Here is a 23,402-nt window from a genome sequence, read left to right as displayed (position 1 = left end):
CGGCATTTCCGTATCAGTCCCCCGGACTCTGCTGCCCCCGGTGCTCCGCGGCGATACCGAAGCGATGGCGTTCACCCGGAGCGGACGACAAGGAGCTGATCGAGGAGACCGAGCTGATCACCTGCTCCTGCTCCGCCGCCTCCTCGTCCTCAAGTCGCTCCAGGTCAGCGGCCGATACGAACGCCACGAGCGGCTTGCCGTGCCGCGTCACCACCACTCGCTCACCGCCGTAAACGACACGGTTGATCAGTTCGGCGAGCTCAGCTCGGGCTTGCGTCACCGGAATCTCGTAGGCCATGCTCCCTAGCCTATGTAATGTCCACCTGGTTCGCCCTGGTCCGTAGCGGCAGCGATTATCCAGGTCACAGGCTCTCGCGTGCTCCCGTGCGCTCTCGTTTGTGAGAGATGTGTGAGACGAGGCGAGACGAAGAGTTTTCTGGTCGCCCTGGATCCTGGCGGGTCTCAGCGGGGATCGACGCCTCACATGACGCGATCGGGCCGAGACCGCACGGGCTCGGAAGGACTTCGAACCGGTCCTCGGAAAGCGCGGCACCCCTGTCGAATGGTCCGAGGATCGCTACCGCTCGGACACCGCGACCGTGACGGTCACCAACACCCGTAGCTCCCGCACCGCCATGCTCTGAGCGCCGCCGCACCGCGGCGGGATCCGGCTTCCGCTTCTCAGGCGAACCGGGCGGACACGCCTCCGTCGACGGCCCAGTCGGCACCGGTGACGAAGCCTGCGGCGTCGGACAGGAGGAAGGCGACCACGGAGGCGACCTGGTCGGGGGTGCCGAGCCGGCCGAGGATATGTTTGGCCACCGCCTCCCGGCGCACCTCGGGCTTCTCCTGGTCGAAGTACTCGGCCAGGAGATCGGTCTCGATGTAGCCGGGGCTGACCGCGTTGACCCGGACTCCCTTCGGTCCCACCTCGAGGGCCATGCTGCGGGTCAGGCCGACCAGGCCAGCCTTGGCCGAGGCGTAGGGGAACATGCCGGGACAGGTCATCGTGGCGTGCATCGAGGCGATGTTCACGATCGCGCCCCGCCCCTGGGCCGTCATGGCCGGCAGGACGGCCCTTGCCATGAGCCACGCCCCTTTGAGGTCGACCCCGAACACCTCGTCCCACTGCTGGGTGGTCATGGTGACCACGTCGGCGTAGGAGTTCCGCCCCGCGTTGTTGACCAGTCCGGTAGCCGGGCCGAGTTCCTCACGCAAGGCGGTCACCGCGTCATGGACCTGGTCCTCGCAGGTGATGTCGCATGCCGCCCAGGCCGCTGCCGGACCGATGAGGGCCGCGGTCTCCCGCGCGCCCCCGCCGTCGATGTCCAGCACTCCCACCCGTGCGCCGGCCGCCGCCGCCATGGTGGCGACGGCCGCACCGATGCCTCGGGCAGCACCGGTCACCAGTACTACTTCGCCGGTCAGATCAGTCATGTCGGTCCTCCGTTCCGCGCGTGGCGCGGGGTGCCGTCGAGGTGGGTCACGAAGCCCGCAGGGCGGCCGGGCGATTCCGCGCCGCGGGGCCTCGTTCGGCGTGTCGCTCGGATGCGGGCACGACCGAATTTAGCAGCTAAGCTGCCAAGAGATCAGGGGTTCGGAATCGGAAGACGGCCCGGACCGTGTTTCCGGAAGGTGAGAGAGTGAGCGCATGACGATCGGGCGGACGACACTGAGCCACCACGTGGCGCAGGAGATCATCGGCGAGATCACGCTGCGCGGTCTGCGCGCGGGTGACGAGATCCCGGCCGAGGGTGAACTCGCCGAGCGGCACAGCGTCAACCGTCTTGCCGTGCGTGAGGCGATCCGCACCCTGGTCGCCCGCGGTGTCCTCGTCTCCAGCCAGGGCAGGCGTGCACGTGTGGCGGTCCCCGCTCCCGCTGTCCTGGAGCAGATCATCGACTTCCGCCTCAGCCAGAACTCGATGGACATGGTGGACCTGCTCGACACCCGGCGCGTGATCGAGGCGGAGCTCGCACGGCGCGCCGCGGTGCGGGTCGCCACGGGTGAGGGCTCCATGACGGACGTAGTTCGCGCACTGGACGCGATGGGTGGCGCGGCCGGTGACCGGGAGGCGTTCATCGCCGCGGACCTCGCCTTCCATCAGGCCGTGGCGGAACTGGCGGCATCCGGCCTCTTCTCCTTCGTCCTCACGGCGATGAACGGGATCCTGCTCGACTCCCGCAGGGCGAGCTACCACGGCCGGGAGCGCCGGGGCGCGGGGCAGGAGGCCACGGTCGAGGCGCACCGGCGCATCGCCGACGCGATCGCCGCCGGCGAGGGGGACCGTGCGGCCGAGGCCATGACCGCCCACCTCGCGGAGACCGGTCACGACCTCGGACTGTGAGGCGTCCCGGACCGCTCACCCGGGTCGGTTGCGACCCGGGTGAGCGGTCCGGGACGGTTGGCGCCGCCCGGACAGCTGTCAGGGCAGCAGTCGCACCCGTGCCGTGCCGCTCCAGCCGGCCGGCAGCGTGATCGCGGGATCGATGTAGTTGCCCCAGGCCAGGTCCGGGTAGTTGATGCGGGCGCTGACGATCAGGGCGACTCCGGGAGCCCGGTGCGGGAACAGGTCGCTCGTCAGCGTCTCGAACGCGTCGAGGACCACATGGGCATCCGTGGCAGCGGCGTTCCTGCGGCCGGTCACCCGCACGCGGACGATGTGCTCGCCCTCGGTCAGACCGGTGCGCTCGAACGCCCGTTGCTGGAACCGCTTGCCCGGTGCGTAGAGGTCCACCTCGGTGGCGGGACCGCCGTCGACGGAGATCTCCGCGATGCCCTGGTTCGGTCCCTTGGGACAGACGACGCGGACGCCCGTGCCCCAGAACCTGACGGTCGCCGTGTCACCCGCGCTTCTGCTGAAGGATTCGGTGCTGCCGAGGTCGCCGTCCGACCCTGTCCCGGTCGAGTCCGCATGGGTCCATGACCCCTTGTAGACGACCTTCTCCGAAGCGTTGTCGATGACCGGTTCCACCACCTGGAACGCGTCAATGAGCGCGAAGGCCCCCTTCGACGAGGCGTTCTTGGTGCCGGTGCACTCCACCTTGACGGTGTGCCGACCGTACGCCAATGATGCGCTCCGGAAGGCGAGCTGGGCCGGAACCTTGCCCGGTCCGTAGAGGTCGACGGTCTCCGCGGGCCCACCGTCCACCGAGATCTTCACGATGCCGAGGTTGTCGGCCCGGGCGGAGTAGAGGCCGACCGCGGTACCCGTGAACGTCAGTTCCGCCGTCGCTCCCGCCGCATCGGTGAAGGACTCCGTGCCGAACAGGTCTCCGGCGGTGTAGCCCGCGCTCGCGTCCGCATGGGTCCAGGCGCCGGTGTAGACGATGTCCGTGGAGGCGTCGTCGATCAGGGCCGGCTCCATCGGTGCGAGCCGGACCGAGTCGTCGCCGTCCGACTCGACCTGCACTCCCGGGCCTGCCTGCCCCGTGGTGGCCCTGGCTACCCTGACCTGCGCCTTGGTGCTGCGGAAGTCATTGGTCCAGTGTGCGGCGCCGTCCTTGCCGAACAGGAAGTAGCTGTGCGTGTCCTGGGACCACGACCAGTCCGGCTTCGTGCGGTATCCGTCGGCACCGGCGGGCCGGCCGCGGGTCGCGGTGCCGGAGGCCCGGCCGATGTGGTCATCGGGGTACACCGTCCACTGGGCGTCCCGCTGCCAGCTGAGGGTGTCCGTGCCGTCGGCGAGGACGTACCGTACGCCGACGTCGCTGACCTGACCGGAGGGCGGGTTGGCGATCGTGTAGGTCGTGGTCAGCAGGCCACGGGGGCTCACGGCCATCCTGATCGTGGTGCTGATGGTGCCGAACCTCCCCGTCAGGGTGACGGTCACCTGACCGTCGGCGGTGGCCACGCTCGCCGACTCCCCCACCCACTGACCGGGTACCGTACGGGAGATCACCAGCTCCGGCCCCCCGGTGAGGACCACGGTTCCGTCAGCGGTCGCTTCGGTGAGCCGTGCGGTGTGCTTGTCGAACACCACCGTGAACGGAGCGTCGACACCCGTGACCGTGATCGTGTCCGCGCTCTCCCCGACCGTGGGCACTGTGCCGTGGTCGGACGGGAACGACGGCTTCGCCCGGGCGTTGAGCGAGAAGCGGTAGTCGTCCACGAGCGCCGTGCCGCGCCGGAAGGTGAGCCGCAGGGTGTCGCCCGGGGACCAGGCACCGGCCGGAACGGTCAGCGTGCCGCTCTTCCGGGGCGCGATGTCGACCCCGCGGAGGGTGCCCGACCGGTTGCCGACCCGCCAGCTCACCGTCAGTTCGCCGAGGTTGCTGTGGTCGTGCCAGTTCATGACGGGGACCCGTATCGGCCTTCCGCGGGTCAGACCGGTGAGTACCCCGTCCGCGATCTGGACCGGAGAGTAGGCCTTCTTGGTGAGCCAGAACTCGGGCTTGCGGCGCCGCCAGAGGTCGATGATGCCCCATTCGCCATATCCCACCGGCCCGTCCGGCAGATGGAACACCTCGTCGATGGCAGCCCAGATGGCGCCGCCCACGACCCCGTCCGTGGCACGGAACTTGGCGGCCAGCTTCGCGATGCTGTGGCCCCAGTAGTCACGCACCCCGGGGTCTTCCAGCCGGTCTCGCCGCCTACAAGGGCCTCGCCCAACTGCCGTCCCCGCCACACGAGAGTGCCAATCACCGCGACCGCCCTGCGCGTCAGAACCCGGAGTGCCAGATGTCCCAGACCGACCGCCTGTCGGACGTTCTCGTCTTCACCCGCACCACGGCCTACCGCCACGACTCGATCCCCGCCGGGCAGGCGGCTCTGCGTGAGCTGGGCGAGGAGCACGGCTTCACCGTGGAGACCTCCGAGGACCCCTCGGTCTTCACCAACGCTAGGCCATCGTCCTGAGGATCCCCATGTCATCCACTCCGCCCCGCCCTCGTGCGCAACAAGCGCGTCCTGGAGATCGGCGGGCTCTACCGCGAGCACCGACGAGCTGCTGGCCGTCTCCGACATCGTCTCGCTGCACGCCCCCGCGCCCGCCCGTGTGGACGGGGCAGGCGAGCTCAGGACCGCCGCCATGGAGATCGAGGAGCAGATCCGGGCCAATCCGATCGACGCCGTCGTGCTGCTCACATCGGTTCACCTCGAAGGCATGGCGCGCGGTGTGGTCATGGGCGAGGTGCTCACCCCGGACGGGCAGCTGGCGCTGCGGCGCTGGACCTCGGGCGGTGGCGGTTTCATGGGCATCCATTCCGCTGCGTGCACCGAGTACGACTGGCCGTACTACGGGGAGTTGCTCGGCGCACGCTTCGCCGGCCACCCGGACTTCCAGTCCGGCACCGTGCTGGTCGAGGACCGGAGCCATCCATCGATGCGCCATCTTCCGCCGCGGTGGGACTGGAACGACGAGTGGTACGACTTCCGGAGCAATCCGCGGCGCCCCGGCGTGCAGGTCCTCGCCACCATCGACGAAGCCGGCTACGAGGGAGGCGGCATGGGCGCCGATCACCCCCTGGTGTGGTGCAAGGAGTCAGGCGCCGGCCGCTCGTTCTACACATCGCTGGGCCACGCGGTTGACGCCTACACCGACCCGGCCTTCCGCGGCCACCTTCTGGGCGGCCTGCGCTGGACTGCGGGCTGATCCCTCCGGCCACGGGGAAGGCCATGAATTCCCCGTGCGCATCCTCAGAACCCGACGAAGGAGCACACAACCATGCAGGACGTACCGATCACACGACGTCAGATGATGCAGTGGGGGGCCGTCGGTGCGGGTGCACTGGCCGTCGCCGGCCTCCCCGCGACCGACGCCAGGGCGACGCCGAGGTCAGGGGTGCGGGTCACGGACCTCGGTCCGGGGGTGAACAACTTCTCTCTCGCGGCTGCCATTCCGGTGGGAAACAAGGCGTACATCGCCTCGCGCAACATCGATCCGATGCGGATCATCGGCTTCGACTTCGACACCGAGAAGGTCACCAGTGTCACCGAGGGGCCCGGGATCAGCACACAGCTGCTCGCCGTCGACCCGGACGGGCGGTATCTGTACTCAGCGATCCGGGAGTACGACTCCGCCCCGGGCCCGGGCTTCATCCGGCTCGATCTCTCCGCGGCCGGCGCACCCAAGGAGGATCTCCACTCGATCCCCGGCCTCGATCCGTACGCGATCAGTGCGTCGCCGGACAACAAGATCTTCTTCGGCGGCCGAGAGCCCCAGCCCAAGCTGCGCCAGTACGACCCGGCCACCGGTGAGCTCACCGAGATCGCGATCCCCGATCCGAACGTACCGATGATCCGCTGCCTGCTGGCCACGCAGGACAAGATCTACATCGGCACCGGCGCGTCGCTCGGCGCCACTCCGACCAGCACCAAGGCCGGACTCTTTGTCATGGACCGCGCCACGAAGAAGATCACATCGATCCTGCCGAAGGAGTTCACGGGGCAAGTAGAGGTTCGCGACATCGGTCTCTACGACGGCACGCTGTACGTGTGCTCGACCACCGACGACGGCGCAGCGGTCGCCATCATGGACGCCGACGACCCAACCCAGTACACACTCGTGCAGAGTGAGCAGCACTTCCTCAGGCTGCCGCGCAAGCTCGGCGACACGATGTACTTCAATGGTGCCGCGCTGATCGAGTTGACGTTGAGCACCGGTACGTTCCGCGAGATCAAGCCCGAGGACGGGGAATTCGGCGAGATCTGGGGCCTGTGGATCCGCGACGACAAGGTAATCGTCGTCTCGGCCTTCGGCCTGATCTTCGAGGTCGATCCGAGCACGGGCTCGGACACCTCATGGGACCTGATCGCGGCAGGCGCCCCGATCGGGCCCCAGTTGGCGATGTCGATAGCCGCCGACACGCACAACGTGTACGTCGGCGGGACGAACTCGGTCGCACGGCATGATCTGCGCACCGGGAAACAGAGCAGGGTGCTGGCGACGAGCGAAGCCAAGGACATCCTGCTGCACCGGGGCACTGCCCACCTCGCCCAGTACAACGCGGTCGGCCTCCTGGCGTACAACCCGCACATCGACGACGAATGGGCCCGCAAGTTGGCCGATCTGCCGGCGGAGCAGAACCGCCCGCACCAGATCGTCTGGGACGATCGTCACCGACTGATGATGATCGGGCTGCAGTCCGACTACGAGTTGGGCGGATCGCTGATGACGTTCGACCCGAAAAACGGCGCCACCACGGTCGCCGTCAACCCGATCGATGACGACCAGATGATCCGTGCCGTCGTGGCGCACGACGGCGTGGCCTATCTCGGCGGCCAGAACGTCGCCGCCACCGCCGGCACCCTGGTCGCGTGGGACCCGATCCGGAAGCGAGAGCTGTGGCGGATGACGCCGCAGTCCAAGCCCACCGGGATCACTGGCCTCACCGTGCTCGGCCAGAACCTGTACGTCATGTGCTTCAGGGGCGATTTCTTCGTGATCGACCTGCACACCCGAAAGGTGATCCACTCCGCCAACCACGGCCCGGTGGTGCCGAACTACGGGACGCTGCTCGCCGACCGGGGGTATGTATACGGGGCGTCCAGCTCAGACTTCGTCCGCTACGACCGGAAGACATTCGCGCGTACCGACCTGGTCGCGCTCGACGCCGACTGGTACGGCATCCCGCGAGCCGCCGTGGACGAGCGCGGCAGGTTCTACGCCATCCGCAATCGCAACCTGATCCGGATCGACGTCAGCCGCTGCTGAGCGACTCGTGACGACGTACAGGAGGTGCACGGGAATCCGCCAGGACGCCGAGGAGGTCGTCACCGCGGCGGCCGCCGGCGACCCCATCGCCTATGCCGAGTCCGCCCGCCGCTTCAACTGGACCGGTAGACGGGGGCGCGGACCATGCGGTCCGGTTCGGCGGCGCGTGCGTAGCGGTTGACGGTGTTCAGCGAGACGTCCAGGCGTCGGGCGCAGGCGAGCAGACCGACGCCCTGATCAAGGAGGTCGTGGATCTGCCGCCAGCGCTCCATTGTGGTATCCGCGCGCTTGCCCTGCGGCAGTGGTGGGCCGTACTTGCTCCAGCATGAGGCGTGCCCGCCAACCTCCTTCAGTGCTGCTTCGTGCCAGGCCGTGCCAGAGGGTACTGGTGGGCCGTCGGCGAGGTGCCTGCTGAGCAGGTCCTTTTCCCACGGCCCCCAGCCCAAACGACGCATGCGACTTTCACCGCACGTCGCTTTCCAGTGACTACTCCGTGAGTGCTGGGGCGGGCTTCTTGCCGTGGATGTCCGCGTGACGACTTCCGCAGACCACAAGGGCTTTGCGATGTCGTGCGGCCATGAGATCTGCCCACGGTGGCCGGGTTCCTGATCGTCCGAGGTCTGCGAGCTTGGCGACGTGGTGGACTTCCACCTCGTTGATCTGCCCGCAGGACTCGCACCGTCCGGCGAGGAGCCGGGTGACCAGCTCCTTGCGTTTGGTGTTGACCGGGGCCAGCCGACGGTCATTGATCACCGTCTTCTTGTCCCGTCGCAGCGGGATCCCTCCGAACCGTCCGACCAGTGGCTTCCTGCCGGTGCGTTCGACCCGGGCTTCGAAGCACTTGCGCAGTCCGTGCGGGGTCTCGATGGTGGCCGCGTACTTGCGGGCCATCTTCGACACCGGCGAGCGGTGCTTGTTGGCGAGCGTCATCAGCATCGAGGTCTCCATGACCCGTTGCAGCCGGGCGAGTCGAAAAGACGTCGCCGGCCAGCAGGTAGTACTGGACGATGCCGCGGTACTCCGACCCGTAGGTGCTGAGGATGACGTGATCGTCCTGGTTCAGCAGTTCCGGCCGACGCGCGGGTTTGCCGCGCTTCATGTACTGGGCTTGCTTGGCAGATACCACCGAACGAGGGACGCGCAATCTGATGACCCCATTGACGGAACGACGTCCGCCGGTGATCTTGCGGTCGTTGTGGTGCACGGTGATTTCGTAGCCGAGGAACCTCGCCGCCTGGGTGCGGGCGTGCGTGATGAGGGTCTTCTCCGGCGACAGTTCCAACCTGAGTTCGTCACGGATGAATTGTGCCAGCCGCTCTTTGATTTCCTCGGCTTCTGCCTTCGGTCCGGCGAACCCGAGGAGGGTGTCGTCGGCGTAACGCGTATATCGCAGTCGCCGGTAGCCAGGATCATGAGTATCCATGCTGGGCACACTGCGAAGTTGCTTGCGCAGCTCCCGCACCTCGGTGCGGTCATCGCGCTTGCCTGCGCGTCTTATGGCCGCCCACACCCGATGAAAGGCACGGTTCGGCTGCCTGACTCTTCCCCGGGTGTATTCCGGGATCAGAATATTCTCGACGTACTCATCCATCTTGTGCAGATAGATATTTGACAGGATCGGTGAAACTGCACCGCCTTGCGGACTCCCGCTGTGCGTAGCGTTCCAGACCCAGTCCTCCATGTATCCGGCCTTGAGCAGGTTGCCCATCAGCCGCAGGAACCGGTTGTCTTGGATTCTTTCACCCAGGATTCGGAGCATGACCGAATGGTCAAGGCGATCGAAGCACTGGGCGATGCCGCCCTCGACAAACCAAACTGTGCCCGTCCAGGTATTGGCCGCATCACGTAGTGCGGTGTGACAGCCCCGGCGGGGACGGAAACCGTGCGAGGAGTTGGAGAACGTCGGCTCGTAATACGCCTCAAGCAGCAGACGGATCACCTCGCCGACGAGTTTGTCACTCCAGGGCGGCAGGCCGAGCGGGCGCAGCTTCGTGCTGCCCCGCCCCTTTGGGATATAGACCCTTCTGGCTGGGCTCCACCGGTAGCGTTCGTGACGCAGCGCGTCGATGACGTGCTCGATTTTGCCCAGCGACATGCCGTCCACGGTCTCCCCGTTGACCCCCGGTGTCATTGACCCCTTGTTGGAGTACAGACGGCCGTAGGCCAGCAGATACAACTGCGGATTGAAGAGCTGTCGATACAATTCGCTGCACGGCAGGCCACGCCTGCCGCGTTCACGGAGGACACCCAGCACCGTTTCGACGCTCTGCATTACGCATACCTCCCGATCCTTGAGTGTCCGATCACCTGGCCCCCTTCGCTCGATGCGGACGGCTTTCCCGTCCTCCTTGGCCGGTCGTGACTCCGGCGACTACTACGGGACTTCCGTCGCCATAGGAAGATCTCACCCCTTAGGCGATCCCATGTTCGCCCTTGTCGTACGTAATAGCGTGAGGTAGGCGCCCCATTCATCCCCTTGAATGCCCTCACTGGGCATCGCTCCGCGCTCCGGAGGTTGCGTCGACCATGGCACAAAGCCGTCGCAGGGCGCGGCACCGGTTTCAGGCATTTTCCAGTGGATTCGACCTTCAATCTTCTGGGGATTGGGATTCAGGCAATCTAGCTTTCGCCATATCACGCGGGTCCCACGACGCCCCGTCTCCAATGCCTGAGCCCGGCCGTCACTTTCCTGGCATGCTGCGGTCCCCTCACCGTTTCCGGATTAGGTAAGCCATCAGACCCAAGAATTTCCTTCCGAATTCTTCCCGACTGAGTCGGGGATACGAAAAGGCGCCTCATGGCGCACTGCCACCGGTCGCCGACCTGGACGATTCCCGGGTTGGCGTCGGTGGTGGCCCGGGCGAAACCGCCGGAACCGTCCCGGCACATGAGGCGAATGCCGGGGTGTTCACGCAGCCAGGTGGTGACCGTGGCCCTCTTGTGGTCGGGCAGGACCTCAACGCTCTGTCCGGTATCGGCATCGATGATGATCGTCGCGTAGCGCTGGCCTCTGAGCAGGGCGAACTCGTCAATTCCGGCCACCGTAGGGGTCGGACGCCGTGGCAGCGGGGTCCGCATCAGACAGTTCACCGTCACCAAGGACAGGACCTGCAGCAGCTCCGGCTCGTCGTTGGCGACCCGCCGCGACAACAGGGTCTTGCCATCTGGTCCAGTGCGAGGCCGTGGTGGTGGCCCTTGCCGCTGTCGATCCCCGCCCATATGCGGCTCATCGTGCTCCTGACGTGCGTGTTCGTTCTGTTCGTGCCACGGACGACCTCGCCGGCATTGCTCTACTCAGCGACTTGTTCGCACTTCCTAAGGGCGTGCAGAGCATTAACTTGCGTGTTGTAGCCCTTGACACCGCTGCTCAAGCAGGGTGTTCGACAGCAAGTTGTTTACCGGCACGCCCTAAGGGCTGTCCCGCAATTCCTGGCGGATCAGCGCGCGGCGTCAGATGCGGTGCATCGCAAGGCGGAGGGGCGTCCGCATACTGGATGTATGTGGACGTTCCGACAACGCGGCGAGGTGCCGTAGCTGTCGTCGCGCGCCCGCCGGGAATTGCGGGACAGCCCTTAGGGCTTGCAGATCATCAAGGTGTTGCTTCCCGTCCCTTGGCTCGTTGATGTGGTATGCGCATCCTGGAAGAGGCCTGTGCCCAACTCACCATGAAGTTCGAGGTGTTGTTCCCTCATCTGGATGAGCGGCAACGACGGCTGCTGATGGCCGCAGAGGCCCGTGCTCTGGGACACGGTGGCGTTCGGGCCGTCGCGCGGGCGGCCTCGATGAGTGAGACCACGGTCCGCAAGGGCGTGTCCGAGTTGGAGGCCGGCGAGGAGCCTCTGGGGAGAGTGCGGCGGCCGGGCGGAGGCCGCAAGAGGGTCGCAGATCTCGATCCGGGGCTGCGGCCGGCTCTCCTGACGCTTGTCGAGCCAGACGAGCGAGGCGATCCGATGTCGCCGCTGCGGTGGACGGTGAAGTCGACCCGCACTCTGGCGCGGGAACTCGCCCGAACCGGACACAAAGTCAGTGCGGACACCGTCGCGGACCTGCTGCGAGAGGAAGGCTTCAGTCTGCAGGCCAACGCCAAGACCATCGAGGGAAGCCAACATCCCGACCGAGATGCCCAGTTCCGCTATCTCAACGAGCAGGCCCGTGATCACCGGGACGCTGGCCAGCCGGTGATCAGCGTGGACACCAAGAAGAAGGAACTCGTCGGCGAGTTCAAGAACAACGGTCTCCAGTGGCGGCCTGCGGCTGATCCGGCGCCGGTGAACGTCCATGACTTCGCCGACCCCCGGCTGGGCAAGGCCGTCCCGTACGGGATCTACGACCTCGCGGCGAACACCGGCTGGGTCAACGTGGGCACCGATCACGACACCGCCGCATTCGCAGTGGAATCGATCCGCCGCTGGTGGTGCGGCCAGGGTCGGGCCGCCTACCCGCAAGCGACGCGACTGCTCGTCACCGCCGACGCGGGCGGCTCGAACGGTTACCGCACCCGGGCCTGGAAACTCGAACTCGCACGGCTCGCCGCCGAAACGGGACTGACCATCACCGTGTGCCACCTACCGCCGGGCACGTCAAAGTGGAACAAGATCGAGCACCGGCTCTTCTCGCACATCACCATGAACTGGCGCGGCCGCCCGCTGACCAGCCACGAAGTCATCGTGAACAGCATCGCAGCGACCACCACCCGCACCGGACTGCGCGTGAAAGCCGCGCTTGACACCAACAGCTATCCCATCGGGGTGAAGATCGGCGACGCAGAGATGGCTGCCCTGCCGCTGACCCGGCATGCCTTCCACGCCGACTGGAACTATGCACTGCACCCCCAGACACGCCCTGCCATCCCGGCGGCACGAGCCCCGCAGGCCGCTGACACACAGTGGGACCAGGCCCTACTGACCGATCCTTCCCTGACCGGGATGCCCCGCCAGCAACTGGACAACCTCACGACAATGTTGGCTCCCGACGGGGATACTCAGCGAGGTCGCCCACCCCGACTTACCTTCCCTGAACAGGTCCTGGCCACCGTGCTCCACCTGCGGGTCGCCCTGGCCGCGGAACCACTCGCCGTACTGTTCGCCAGCAGCCGCACGGCCATGCACCGCACTCTCCTCAAGAACAGAAGACTGCTCGAGGCCCAGGGCATCACTATCCCGCCCGCGAAGACCCCACCCGCGTCCCTCACAGTCCTCCAAGCCAGGGTCCTCGCACTGACCGGCGACACCAGCATCAAGATCAAGACACCGTGTTAATGATCTGCAAGCCCTTAATCGGCGGCCGAGTCGTCGTGGGGCGCCGGGCGGCGAAGCGAGGAGAGCCACGAGACGGCAGCCGCCTGATAGCCACACCCAGCACCCCTGGGCTACCCAACCCTGCGAACGGCTCGATCAACCCGATCAAGACGGTAGAGCCGCCTGACCTCCCTGCTCCTGCTCCACCCCGGTGTCCCGCCGTCTCGGGACGGCCCCGGCCTGTGTGTCCATGCCCGCCGGACGGGGCCCCACGAAACCTGCTCTGCTTCGAGGAGATCACCGTGCGTACTTCCACTTCCGCCCCCGCCACGTTCAAGCCGTGCGGCGGCATCGTCACCCCCGCGTTCATTGCCGCGCCGGTCGAGGACCGCACCACCACCTACCAGCTCAAGGACGGCGGCGTCCTCGTTGAGGAGTGCCCCAGCTGGTGCCAGTGGCCCCACACCACCGACAGGGACGGCTCGTAGGTCCCGTACATGGCGTACCGGGCGAACGCGAACTACGGCGAGGCGATGGGCTACTCCACGCCCACGGACGTCGAGGCGGAGATTCGCCGGACTGAAACCCACCTGCACGCGCTGCGGCAGATGAACGAGCGGCTGGCCGCGGCGCGGGCCGACCACCTGGAGCAGCGCGGCCTGGACGCAGCCGATCTGACCGTCCACGTGAAGATGCTGCCGGTTCCGGTGCTACTGAAGGCGTTCGGTCCGACCGTGGTCGAGGTCGAGTCGATCCCCTTACGGCATTCAGGGGGTCCTGGACCGCACGGGGGAGATGCGCCCGGACCCCGTCATCGTGCTGCTGCGGTCCCTGCCGCAGTCGGCTCGGGCGAGTGTCGTGCGGAAGCTGCTCGTGCCGATCGTCGAGGACCAGACATGAGCCAGGACCGGCCCATCGTGGCCCCTCAGCCGCGTAAGAACGCGAACGGCACCACCACCGTCACCACCCTCGACTCGGGCGACATCCGCCTGAAATCAAGACGGACGACGGAACGTTGGAGCTCGGCCCGACCGGGGGGCGCCGTATCGCCGCGGCGCTCTACACAGGCCAACGGGCCGACCCCACATAGGACACGGTTCAAGACGCCGTCTCATGTGGCTCGGTAAGCTATTGGCAAAGAAAGGGTTTTGATTTCTCCGGTTCCGCACTGCGGGGGAACCTCAACCCTTTCGGGTCGGCGCAACCTGGTGCAGCACACGGCTCGGAAAGCAAGCCGGACGACGAGGGAGCCTGATCATGGCCGATGTCGACGTACTCGTGGTGGGCGCAGGCCCGGTGGGCCTGACGGCGGCGGCCGAGCTGCGGCGACACGGCGTGGGCTGCCGCATCGTCGATCGGCTGGCCGTCCCGAAACCCTATGCCAAGGCCATCGGCGTCCTGCCCCGCACGCTGGAGGTGTGGGACACCATGGGCCTGGTCCGCGGGGTGCTGGACCACGCGGTGCCGCACCTGGGCCAGCTGGTCTTCATCGACGGCAAGCCGGCCCCCCGGGTCGAGCTGACTCTGTCGCCCGAGATCCCCTATCCCTTCGCCACGCTGCCCCAGTCCGCGACCGAGCGGCTGCTCGCCGAGCATCTTGCCGGCTTCGGCACGGAGGTGGAGCGGGCGACCGAGCTCCGCTCGGTGGAGATGCGCCCGGACGAGGTCGAGGCCGTCCTCGCGCACGCGGACGGCCGGATCGAGCGTCTGCACGCCCGCTACGTCGTGGGCTGCGACGGCGCGCACAGCCTGGTCCGCAAGGCGGCCGGGCTGACCTTCGAGGGCGACGCCTTCCCCGAGCAGTACATGATCGGCGACGTCGAGGTCGACTGGGAACTGCCCGCCGGCTACAGCATGCGGGCCGTGAACCGGGACGCGAACGGTGCGATGGACGACATGCTCGTCTGCATTCCGATGCCGGGCGTTCGGCGGTACTGGCTGTCGATGCTGCGCCCCGGCTCCCAAGCGGGGGGCGAAGGCGGCTCGAGCGCGCCGGATGGGATCGGCCTCGGCCTGGGGGGCCACGGACCGGACCTCGGCCAGATCCAGGCCGTGCTCGACCGGCTGGCCCCGGAGCCGACGACCGCCTCCACGCTGCGCTGGTCGTCCGCCTTCCGGACCAGCCACCGCATGGTGGACCGCTACCGGAACGGCCGCCTCTTCGTCGCCGGGGACGCCGCGCACATCCACCCGCCTATCGGCGGGCAGGGTCTGAACACCGGCGTGCAGGACGCCTACAACCTCGCCTGGAAGCTGGCCCTGACCGTCCGCGGTCTGGCCACGGACGACGTGCTGGAGAGCTATCACGCCGAACGCCACCCGGTCGCGCAGGAGGTGGTCGGCCGCACCGTCCACCATGCCCGCACCGTCCGCCATGCCGGCACCGGCCTCAGCAGCGACGGGGACGACGCCGAGATGCTGCTGCGGCGCCAGGCCCAACTGCTGGTCGCCTACCCGGACAGCCCGTTGGTCCAGCAGCAGGCGGCGGACGGCACACCCGCGGCCGGTCCTGCCCCCGGCGACCGGGCACCGGACTGCCGCGGCCTGCTGAGCGACCTCGCCTCCTACCCGCGACGGCTGTTCGACCTGCTGCGCACCCCGCGGCACGTGCTGCTGCTGTTCGCGGACTCGGAGCACGCCTCGGGCGACGGCGCCGCCCAGCTCGAGGCCTGCGCCGCCGCGGCGCATCGCGCTGCCCACGGCCTGCTCGACGCCTATCTGATCACCGCCGCAGAGGTGCCGGAGGACGCCCGCCCGGTCGGCCTGCGCCCGCCGCGGGTGCGCGACGCGGCGGGCGAGTTCCGCGACGCCTATGCGCCGCGTGACGGCGAGGCCCTCCTGATCCGCCCGGACGGCTACCTCTCCGGACGCTTCCACCCGGCCGTACCGGAACGCCTGACGGCGCATCTGCGCCGAACCTTCGCCTGACTCCTGCTGCCGCGGGCGGAGCACTGCCGATGACGGTCCTGCGGGCGCGCCCCCTCGCGGCAAGAACGCACCCGTGCAGGAGATCAGCGGCCGACCGAGGGTCACCCATCCGGATACGGGCCGGCGCCTGGTCCGTCGTCACGATCGCCCGTTGCACCCGTTCCCGAGGTGCGACCAGCTCCGACGCCGACGCCTCGAACCGGTCGTGCGCCCGCCCCGGATCACCGACGTATAGCTCACACACGCCTTCGAAGCCCCGTAGGTGCCCCGACCCGAAGCTGCTGCCCGACGGGTCGCCGGCGGCCCGCTCCTCGATGTCGTACCAGGCCAGACCGAGCGCCGCATGCGCTTGCCGTTCCAAGCCGGCCCGAGCGGCGACCCCCGCCTCCACGCATGCGCCCGGGCCACCTGCGCCTGCAGGAGCGCACGGAAGAGCACGTCAAGTCGATGGTCGCCTGGCTGCTGGTGTCGGCGCGGCGCCGCGGAGGAAGGGCCGGCACCGGCCTGCGCACGACGACGGCCGACGGGGCTGGGCCGCCTGTGCGCAGCCCTCCGGCTGGCCGTCAGGCGCCGCGTGGTGGCCCGGAACGTCGCCGAGTACATCACCGTCCCGCGCAAGGCCCGGAAGGCTGACACGCCTGCACGAAGCCCGCCACAGCTGTCTCACGTTCCTGGCGATGAACGGTGTGCCGGACACGGTTCTGGCGGCGTGGGCAGCGCACACGAACGTCGGCTTCACCAAGCGGGTGTACGTACATCCGACGGCCGATGACATGCGGTCGGCGTCCGCGCAGTTGGAGGCCCTGCTGGGCTTCAAGGACGGGCCCTCTCGACCTGCTGTGTGAGAGATTGTCAGATTTCGTCTCTCAAGCCAAGAGCGAAACCGCGTCTGATCTGTTGTTTCCCTTGGATCACTAGGGCACGCTCCTCACCATAATCTTCTGTACGTCCTGTACATTTTCCACAGAAGCGCGCGCAGGCACCCCCACGGGCCCCTGCGCGCCCCGGAGGAGAGGTCTTCGCCATGCACCGCCCCGCCGCCCGCTACGTACTGCCCGAGTTCACCGAGCGCACGTCCCAGGGGACCCGCACGCTCGACCCGTACTCCAAACTGCTGGCCGAACGGGTCGTCTTCCTCGGCACCCCGGTCGACGACACTGCGGCCAACGACCTGGTCGCGCAGTTCATGTACCTGGAGCACGACGCACCCGACCGGCCCATCCAGCTCTACATCAACTCCCCCGGCGGCTCGTTCGGAGCCATGACCGCGGTCTACGACACGATGGCGTTCCTCACCTGCGAGGTGGAGACCTTCTGCCTCGGCCAGGCGGGCGCCGGCGCGGCCGTACTGCTGGCCGCGGGAGCCCCCGGCCGACGGCACGCGCTGCCCGGCGCACGGGTCGTGATGCAACAGCCGGAACTCGCCGAACCGTTGCAGGGGCAGCCGTCCGACCTGGAGATCGAGGCCCGGGAACTGGCCCGGATGCGCGAGACGCTGACGGGCATGCTGGTCCGCCACACCGGACGCTCCGCCGAGCAGATCACCGCCGACACCGAGCGCGATCTCATCCTCGACGCCGAGGGCGCCAAGGCCTATGGGCTGATCGACCACATCGTGCAGAGCCGCGGGCCCGCACTGCCACCGCCCGTCGCGCGGTGAAGCCCCGATGCAGCCACCGGAGTTCCCGCCGCTGCCCGCCCTGACCCGCGCGGAGGGCGAGTTCATCGACCGCTATCTGGAGGTAGTCGACCAGTTGGGCCGGATCAACCCGGCCCGCGCCGACGACACCTACCGGGCCCTGCGCGCCGCACAGGCACTCGCCTCGCACGCCGCGGCGCTGCGGGACGCGCTCGCACTGATGCACGAGCGGGGTGAAGCCCGGATCCACTCCGCCACGTTGACGCGGGCGCTACGGGTACTGGACGGCGAGCGCCGCGCCGGGCGGGTCACCGTGCCGCCGGCCCCGACGAGTTGATCAACTCCATTGCGCCGACACGCCCGACGGGTGGACCGAATTATCTCGCTCGTTCGGCGTAGGTGTCACCTCGCAGGAGGGACAGCTCAACTTGCGCTTTCGAGGTGGCCCATGGGTGAAATCTCCCGTTTCGCCGCTGGTACGGCACGGGCAGGGGAGGCCCGGCAACTCCCCGTAAAACCCCCTGTCCACCCGATCAGATCAGTCGTGATGAGCCTCACATGTCACCGTTTCACCTCGGAAATCCGGCGGTCGGTGAGTCAAGATCCCTGGGACGACAAGCCCCCGCCACCGCGGCGGGGCGGTCCGGGCGGACGCCGAGTCCTGCCGCCGCCCGGATGCCTGGTCGACAGGAGTGGATCGGCAGGAGTGGAGGACCCGAGCACAACGGGCCGACCGGACCTCCGGTTGTCCCTCGGGGTGAAGCCGCCTTGTGCGGCCGGGCAACTTCGCCAGCCCGAACCCGACAGGTCATCCTTCACAGGCGGCTGACGAAGGGTTGCGCATGAGTGCGCAGGTTCATGTCCCGTATCTGCTTGCCAGGGCCACAACGGCCTCGGTCATGACTCTCGCCGCCGTCGGCGGCACGCTGTTCGTCCCCGGCGCCGTGACCGACGCCCAGGCCGCGACTCATTCGTTGAAGGCGCTCGACATCGCCGCGTCGAAGAAGGGATCGCCGTACCGGTGGGGCGCCACCGGCCCCAGCCGTTTCGACTGTTCGGGGCTGACGCTCTACTCGTTCAAAAGAGTGGGCAAGAAGCTTCCTCGTACGGCGCAGCAGCAGTACAACAAGACCCGCCACATCCCGGCCTCGAAGCGGCAACGTGGCGATCTGGTCTTCTTCCACTCCGGCCGCAGCATCTTCCACGTGGGCATCTACGCGGGCAGCGGAAGAATCTGGCACTCGCCGAAGACCGGCGCCGTGGTGCGGCTGGAGAGGATCTGGACGAAGAGCGTCTTCTACGGGCGGGTCCGCTGACGCCTGTGCCCCGCCACCGGATGATCCGCACCTGGGATCAGTGCAGCAGGGTGCCGGTCACCAGCACCGCACCGAGTGCGGTGAGTGCCGCGCCGCTGCCGCCCTCGATCGCCCGGGCGGTACGCGGCCGGCGCAGCCACCGGCCCAGGCGGTCCACCAGGAGCGCCACGGCCGGGAACCAGATCAGTGCGAGCAGCACGACGATCACGGCGAGCAGCAGCGTCCTGGGCAGCGGGTCGGCCCCGGCAGGGACGAACTGCGGCAGCAGGCTGAGGAAGAGCACCGGCGCCTTGGGGTTCAGCGCGTTGGTCAGGAAGCCCTGGCGCAGTGCGCGCCGGGCCCCGACTGCGGCCTGCCCGCCGTCCGGCCGGTCCGCCGCGGTTTCGGGGGCGTGCGCCCGCCCGTCGCGGCGCCGGGCCGAGCGCAGCGCGCTGACGCCCAGGTAGAGCACGTACACCCCGCCGAGGAACTGAACCGTGCGGAACAGCACCGGCACCGCCACCAGCACGGCGGCCAGCCCGGCGACGGCGAGCGCGGTGTGGACGAGCAGCCCCCCGGCGACGCCGAGCGCGGTGGCCACCCCCGCCGACCGCGAGGCGAGAGCGTTGCGTACGACGACGGCGAAGTCCGCTCCGGGCAGCGCGACCATGGCGGCGGCGACTCCGAGGAAGGCAGTCAGTTGGGCGTCCATGGCTCCACCCTGGACCCGAACAGCCTTTAGCATGTACTTGCAATCTTATGGGTCTGCCAAAAGGAATGCTTAATGTACGACCCGACACGGCTCGCGGCGCTGGTGGCGGTCGCCGAGGCCGGTTCGATCACCCGGGCCGCCGCCCGCCTGGGCTACACGGCCCCCGCGCTCTCCCAGCAGCTCGCCAAGCTGGAGCGGGAGGCCGGTGCCGCGCTGCTGGTCCGGCACCACCGGGGCGCCCGTCTCACCGCCGCGGGCGAGCTGCTCGCCGGCCGGGCTCGGCGGGTCCTGGACGAGATGGACCAGGCCCGCCACGAGCTGGCCCGTCTCGCCGGACTCTCCGGAGGACGCCTGCGAGTCGGCACCTTCACCACGGCCGGCATCCATCTGCTGCCTCCCGTGCTGAGCGCCTTCCGCCGGGCGCACCCGGATGTGGAGCTGGTCGTCACGGAGTACGAGCCGCCGGGCGGGGTGGCGGCGGTGGCGGCGGGCGAGGTCGATCTCGCGCTGACGCACGCGTACGAACCGGCCGCCGCGACGCCGCTGCCCTCGGGCGTCAGTGCCGAGCCCCTGCTGGTCGAGGAACTGGTGCTGATCACCGCCGTCGGGCAGGTCCTGGCCGACGGCAGCGGGCGGCTTCCGGTGACGGACCTCGCGGGCCGGCCGCTGATCAGCAGCGCGCCCACGCATCCGCCGCGGCGCGGCGTGGAGAGTGCCCTGGCCGAGGCGGGCGCACTGCCCGCGGTGGTCTGCGAGTCGCCCGGTTATGCGCTGGTGTGCGCCCTGGTCAGCGCGGGCATCGGGATCGCGGTGGTTCCCGAGATGGTCGCGGCGATGTCGCCGACGCCGCTGTCCGTACGGAGGCTGGATCCCGCCGCGTTCCGCCGGACGATCTCGGTGGTGCACCGCGGTGACCGGTCGAGCGCCGCGGCGGCGACTCTGCGGGCCCTGTTGCGGAGCGGGTTCGGACGGGCCGCCGCACCGCAGTGACCCGGGCGGCGATGCGCGGGTCCGGTCAGCTCTGGACGGGGACGTTCCAGGGGAGGACGATCCAGACGGTCTTGCCGCCGTCGGCGGTGGGTGTGACGGTCAGCCGGCCACCGTACTCCTTGGCCAGGGAACGGATGATCACCATGCCGCGCCCGTTGTCCTGCTGGACGGCGGCGGGCAGCCGCTGGGGCCAGCGGGGGTGACTGTCCGTCACCCCGAGGTGCAGCTGTTCCTCGCGCTCCAGCCGGAGGTCCACGGTGAAGGTGGGCGACTGGCCGAACGTGTGCTGGACCGCGTTGGTCGCGAGCTCCGAGACGATCAGCCGGATGGTGTCCGCGGACTCGCTCCCGTCGGACAGTCCCCATTCGGCCAGTACCCGGGCCACATACCTCCGGGCCGCGGAGACCGAGACCGCCTCGCTCGGCAGAGTGACGCTTGCCTCTTGATGGTCCGCCATGGCCGGCCGCCCCTTTCCCACCCGGAACGACCCGCGATCGGTCCGCTGTGCTTCGCGCCAGATTGCCATTGATGCTGCCCTCTGTAACGACGATCCACCAAGATATGCATATATCTGTCGCTCAAAGCGGTGAACTCTTCCCCCGATGCCGTGCGGGAGCGGCACACTGTCCGCTCGGCAGGGAGAGGGAGGGAGGCACCACATGCAGCACGGCCCTGCGGTGCGGCGCCGCAAGCTCGGGGAGGAGCTGCGGAGTCTGCGCCATGCATCAGGACTCACCAGCCGGGACGCCGCGCAGCTGCTCGGCTGGCACCAGTCGAAGGTGAGCCGGATCGAGACGGGTGTCAGTGGGGTGCGGGCCGGCGATGTCACCCGGCTGCTGGACACGTACGCCGTGGACGACCCGCAGTTGCGGAAGGTCCTGAAGGCGCTCGCCGGTTCGGCGGGCGGTGGCGGCGCGGGCTGGTGGCACGCCTACCGCGGCCTCATCCCGCCCCAGTACCGCGACTTCATCAGCCTGGAGTCCCAGGCGCGCACCGCCCGCACGCTGGAGACCTCGGTGGTGCCCGGCCTGTTGCAGACCGCCGACTACGCACGGGCGGTGACCCGGGCCGCGCTCGACGGGCTGCCGGCCGGCCAGCTGGACTCGCTGGTGGAGGTGCGGCTCGCCCGGCAGGGGGTGCTCCGGAGCGATCCGCCGCTGCGGCTGAGCGCGGTGCTCGACGAGGCGGTGCTGAGGCGCGCGGTCGGCGGCCGGCGGGTGATGAGGGAGCAGTTGCGCCATCTCGTCCGGCTGGCCCAACTACCGCATGTGAATCTTCAGTTGCTGCCCTTCTCGGTCGGCGGCTATGTCGGCCTCACCGGACCTTTCGTTATCTTCTCCTTTCCGAGCATTTCTGATCTAGATGTGGTCGTTCTTGACCATTTGACGAGTAGCCTCTACCTGGAGCGGAAAGAAGACCTCGAGGCGTACAGCTCGGCATTCCGCACTCTGCAGGCGCACGCGCTGTCGCCGGAGCACTCGTTGGACCTGATCGCCGCGATCGACCGCGCCGGTCAGTAACTACGGACTGCCCGAGGGGGGCGTCATGTCGGATTGCCTCGCACAGCACGCGTTACGGTGGCGGCGCAGCAGCCGCAGCACGGGAATGAACAACTGCGTGGAAGCCGCGCCGTTCGACGGCAGGCGGCTGGCCGTGCGCGACTCCAAGGATGTGTCCAGGCCACCGTTGCAGTTCTCGGCCGCGGCCTGGACCTCCTTCGTCTCCGGTCTGAGCCTCCGCTCGGTCCGCTGACGCGACGGCGGACCGGTCACGGCGCCGGACGACGGCCATGCCGTCTCAGGCGTCCGGAGCGGTCCGCCGTACGATCGCGACCGCGGTCGTGATCTGCTCGTCCGTCAGGTCCGCGCGCGCCGTCAGCCGCAGCCGGGAGACGCCGTCCGGTACCGAGGGCGGCCGGAAGCACCCGACCGCCATACCGGCCGTACGGCAGTCGGCCGCCCAGCGGACCGCGGCGTCGGCCGACGGCGCGCGTACCGAGACCACGGCCGCGTCCGGCCGTACGGCGGTCAGACCGGCGGCCGTCAGCTGCTCGTACAGCGCGGTGGCGACCGTACGGGCCCGGCCCGCTCGTTCCGGTTCGCGGCGCAGCAGCCGGAGGCTGCCCAGTGCGGCGCCGGCGGCGGCCGGGGCGAGCCCGGTGTCGAAGATGAACGTACGGGCCGTGTTGACCAGGTGGTCGATGACCCGGGCGGGGCCGAGGACCGCGCCGCCCTGGCTGCCCAGGGACTTGGAGAGGGTGAGCGTGGCGACGACGCCGTCGCCGCCCGCGAGGCCGGCGGCCGCGAGCGCGCCGCGCCCGCCTTCCCCGAGCACCCCCAGGCCGTGCGCGTCGTCGACGAGCAGCGCGGCGCCCTCGTCGCGGCAGACCTCGGCCAGTGCGGCCAGTGGCGCGGCGTCGCCGTCGACGGAGAAGACCGAGTCGGTGACCGCCAGCGCCCTGCCGTCGTGCGCGTGCAGCGTCTTGCGCACGGCCGCCGGGTCGGCGTGCGGCACGACGGCGGTCTCGGCCCGGGAGAGCCGGCAGCCGTCGACGATCGAGGCGTGGTTGCCCGCGTCCGACACGATCAGGGAGCCCCGGCCGGTGAGGGCGGTGAGGGCGGCGAGGTTGGCCGCGTAGCCGGAGGACAGCACGAGGGCCGCCTGGAATCCGCAGAAATCGGCCAGTTCCTGTTCGAGCTCGGCGTGCAGTGCGGTGGAACCGGTGACCAGCCGGGACCCGGTGGCCCCCGCACCCCAGCGGCGCGCCGCGTCGGCCGCTGCCGCGGTCACCTCAGGGTGTCTGGTCAGGCCGAGGTAGTCGTTGCTCGCGAGATCCAGCAGTTCCGTTTCGGCGGGCCGGGGCCGGAGCGTCCGGACGAGTCCGGTGTCCGCGCGACGGCGGGCCTCGTCATCGATCCAGTCGAACGGGGCGAAGGGCATGTGCGGT

22 protein-coding genes, 2 pseudogenes and 1 riboswitch are annotated in these 23,402 nt (G+C 68.8%); of the genes and pseudogenes, 14 read left to right on the top strand and 10 right to left on the bottom strand.

Translation table 11 applies throughout. The annotated features are described in order from the left end of the window. Window positions 1-13: 13 nt before the first annotated feature. Both OG322_RS33965 and OG322_RS33960 read right to left on the bottom strand, forming a co-directional pair. Entirely contained in the window at window positions 14-298 is a 285-nt protein-coding gene (locus OG322_RS33965; protein WP_123467826.1) for a type II toxin-antitoxin system Phd/YefM family antitoxin, read from the bottom strand. 383 nt (window positions 299-681) lie between these two features. Further along, the gene (locus OG322_RS33960; RefSeq protein ID WP_123467828.1) at window positions 682-1,437 is read right to left on the bottom strand and encodes an SDR family NAD(P)-dependent oxidoreductase; all 756 of its coding nucleotides are present in this window, start codon (window positions 1,435-1,437) and stop codon (window positions 682-684) included. Window positions 1,438-1,651: 214 nt separating this feature from the next. Between OG322_RS33960 and OG322_RS33955 the strand changes: the two genes are divergently transcribed. Next, window positions 1,652-2,347: a FadR/GntR family transcriptional regulator gene (locus OG322_RS33955; protein WP_123467830.1), complete on the top strand. Its 696-nt coding sequence runs from the start codon at window positions 1,652-1,654 to the stop codon at window positions 2,345-2,347. Window positions 2,348-2,425: 78 nt separating this feature from the next. On the opposite strand, the gene OG322_RS33950 is transcribed toward OG322_RS33955, so the two are convergent. Further along, the gene (locus OG322_RS33950; RefSeq protein WP_329307390.1) at window positions 2,426-4,564 is read right to left on the bottom strand and encodes a hypothetical protein; all 2,139 of its coding nucleotides are present in this window, start codon (window positions 4,562-4,564) and stop codon (window positions 2,426-2,428) included. Window positions 4,565-4,680: 116 nt separating this feature from the next. Between OG322_RS33950 and OG322_RS33945 the strand changes: the two genes are divergently transcribed. From OG322_RS33945 to OG322_RS33935, 3 genes are all read left to right on the top strand, one after another. After that, on the top strand, window positions 4,681-4,857 hold the full coding sequence (locus OG322_RS33945) for a ThuA domain-containing protein (protein WP_260147328.1): 177 nt from the start codon (window positions 4,681-4,683) through the stop codon (window positions 4,855-4,857). 172 nt (window positions 4,858-5,029) lie between these two features. Further along, window positions 5,030-5,593, top strand: a complete 564-nt coding sequence (locus OG322_RS33940; RefSeq protein ID WP_123467834.1) for a ThuA domain-containing protein — start codon at window positions 5,030-5,032, stop codon at window positions 5,591-5,593. A 72-nt stretch (window positions 5,594-5,665) separates the two neighbouring features. After that, window positions 5,666-7,654: a hypothetical protein gene (locus OG322_RS33935; protein ID WP_329307389.1), complete on the top strand. Its 1,989-nt coding sequence runs from the start codon at window positions 5,666-5,668 to the stop codon at window positions 7,652-7,654. Window positions 7,655-7,767: 113 nt separating this feature from the next. On the opposite strand, the gene OG322_RS33930 is transcribed toward OG322_RS33935, so the two are convergent. The 4 genes and pseudogenes from OG322_RS33930 to OG322_RS33915 all read right to left on the bottom strand — a co-directional run. Further along, on the bottom strand, window positions 7,768-7,926 hold the full coding sequence (locus OG322_RS33930) for a hypothetical protein (RefSeq protein ID WP_185095631.1): 159 nt from the start codon (window positions 7,924-7,926) through the stop codon (window positions 7,768-7,770). A gap of 214 nt (window positions 7,927-8,140) precedes the next feature. Next, a pseudogene (locus tag OG322_RS33925) lies at window positions 8,141-9,926 on the bottom strand (reverse transcriptase domain-containing protein). A gap of 362 nt (window positions 9,927-10,288) precedes the next feature. Next, window positions 10,289-10,696 carry a transposase gene (locus OG322_RS33920; RefSeq protein WP_329307388.1) on the bottom strand — a complete coding sequence of 136 codons (408 nt, stop codon included), beginning with the start codon at window positions 10,694-10,696 and terminating at the stop codon, window positions 10,289-10,291. 60 nt (window positions 10,697-10,756) lie between these two features. After that, window positions 10,757-10,884, bottom strand: a pseudogene (locus tag OG322_RS33915) (IS110 family transposase); the annotation flags it as partial. Between the two features lie 399 nt (window positions 10,885-11,283). Here OG322_RS33915 and OG322_RS33910 point away from each other — a divergent pair. The 7 genes from OG322_RS33910 to OG322_RS33880 all read left to right on the top strand — a co-directional run bounded on the left by OG322_RS33910 (window position 11,284) and on the right by OG322_RS33880 (window position 18,774). Then, the gene (locus OG322_RS33910; protein WP_329305897.1) at window positions 11,284-12,912 is read left to right on the top strand and encodes an ISAzo13 family transposase; all 1,629 of its coding nucleotides are present in this window, start codon (window positions 11,284-11,286) and stop codon (window positions 12,910-12,912) included. Between the two features lie 281 nt (window positions 12,913-13,193). Beyond that, window positions 13,194-13,379 (top strand): hypothetical protein, encoded by a 186-nt coding sequence (locus OG322_RS33905; RefSeq protein WP_329307387.1) that lies wholly within the window; start codon window positions 13,194-13,196, stop codon window positions 13,377-13,379. A 769-nt stretch (window positions 13,380-14,148) separates the two neighbouring features. Further along, entirely contained in the window at window positions 14,149-15,819 is a 1,671-nt protein-coding gene (locus OG322_RS33900) for an FAD-dependent monooxygenase (RefSeq protein ID WP_123467844.1), read from the top strand. 677 nt (window positions 15,820-16,496) lie between these two features. Further along, on the top strand, window positions 16,497-16,664 hold the full coding sequence (locus OG322_RS33895; protein ID WP_164494548.1) for a hypothetical protein: 168 nt from the start codon (window positions 16,497-16,499) through the stop codon (window positions 16,662-16,664). A gap of 179 nt (window positions 16,665-16,843) precedes the next feature. Beyond that, a complete protein-coding gene (locus OG322_RS33890; protein ID WP_123467848.1) occupies window positions 16,844-17,479 on the top strand; it encodes an ATP-dependent Clp protease proteolytic subunit in 636 nt (211 codons plus the stop codon). A gap of 7 nt (window positions 17,480-17,486) precedes the next feature. Next, a complete protein-coding gene (locus OG322_RS33885; RefSeq protein WP_123467850.1) occupies window positions 17,487-17,795 on the top strand; it encodes a hypothetical protein in 309 nt (102 codons plus the stop codon). 329 nt (window positions 17,796-18,124) lie between these two features. Next, a riboswitch (cyclic di-AMP (ydaO/yuaA leader) is annotated at window positions 18,125-18,297 on the top strand. Window positions 18,298-18,300: 3 nt separating this feature from the next. Continuing rightward, the gene (locus OG322_RS33880) at window positions 18,301-18,774 is read left to right on the top strand and encodes a C40 family peptidase (protein ID WP_123467852.1); all 474 of its coding nucleotides are present in this window, start codon (window positions 18,301-18,303) and stop codon (window positions 18,772-18,774) included. A gap of 37 nt (window positions 18,775-18,811) precedes the next feature. Here OG322_RS33880 and OG322_RS33875 read toward each other — a convergent pair whose 3' ends face one another. Beyond that, window positions 18,812-19,465 carry a LysE family translocator gene (locus OG322_RS33875; RefSeq protein WP_123467854.1) on the bottom strand — a complete coding sequence of 218 codons (654 nt, stop codon included), beginning with the start codon at window positions 19,463-19,465 and terminating at the stop codon, window positions 18,812-18,814. Window positions 19,466-19,537: 72 nt separating this feature from the next. On the opposite strand from OG322_RS33875, the gene OG322_RS33870 reads away from it, so the two are divergent. After that, window positions 19,538-20,455, top strand: coding sequence for a LysR family transcriptional regulator (locus tag OG322_RS33870; RefSeq protein ID WP_123467856.1), 918 nt, complete (start codon window positions 19,538-19,540; stop codon window positions 20,453-20,455). Between the two features lie 25 nt (window positions 20,456-20,480). On the opposite strand, the gene OG322_RS33865 is transcribed toward OG322_RS33870, so the two are convergent. Continuing rightward, window positions 20,481-20,912 carry an ATP-binding protein gene (locus OG322_RS33865; RefSeq protein ID WP_123467858.1) on the bottom strand — a complete coding sequence of 144 codons (432 nt, stop codon included), beginning with the start codon at window positions 20,910-20,912 and terminating at the stop codon, window positions 20,481-20,483. 202 nt (window positions 20,913-21,114) lie between these two features. Here OG322_RS33865 and OG322_RS33860 point away from each other — a divergent pair, with 202 nt between their 5' ends. Beyond that, window positions 21,115-21,975 (top strand): helix-turn-helix domain-containing protein, encoded by an 861-nt coding sequence (locus OG322_RS33860; RefSeq protein WP_123467860.1) that lies wholly within the window; start codon window positions 21,115-21,117, stop codon window positions 21,973-21,975. A gap of 25 nt (window positions 21,976-22,000) precedes the next feature. Continuing rightward, window positions 22,001-22,207, top strand: a complete 207-nt coding sequence (locus OG322_RS33855; protein WP_123467862.1) for a DUF397 domain-containing protein — start codon at window positions 22,001-22,003, stop codon at window positions 22,205-22,207. Between the two features lie 45 nt (window positions 22,208-22,252). Here OG322_RS33855 and OG322_RS33850 read toward each other — a convergent pair whose 3' ends face one another. Further along, window positions 22,253-23,395 carry an 8-amino-7-oxononanoate synthase gene (locus OG322_RS33850; RefSeq protein ID WP_124286212.1) on the bottom strand — a complete coding sequence of 381 codons (1,143 nt, stop codon included), beginning with the start codon at window positions 23,393-23,395 and terminating at the stop codon, window positions 22,253-22,255. Window positions 23,396-23,402 lie beyond the last annotated feature (7 nt).

This window comes from Streptomyces sp. NBC_01260, from assembly GCF_036226405.1.
GTDB lineage: Bacteria > Actinomycetota > Actinomycetes > Streptomycetales > Streptomycetaceae > Streptomyces > Streptomyces laculatispora.
Note: the sequence above shows the minus strand (reverse complement) of the source record. Positions and strands in the feature narration are given on the sequence as shown.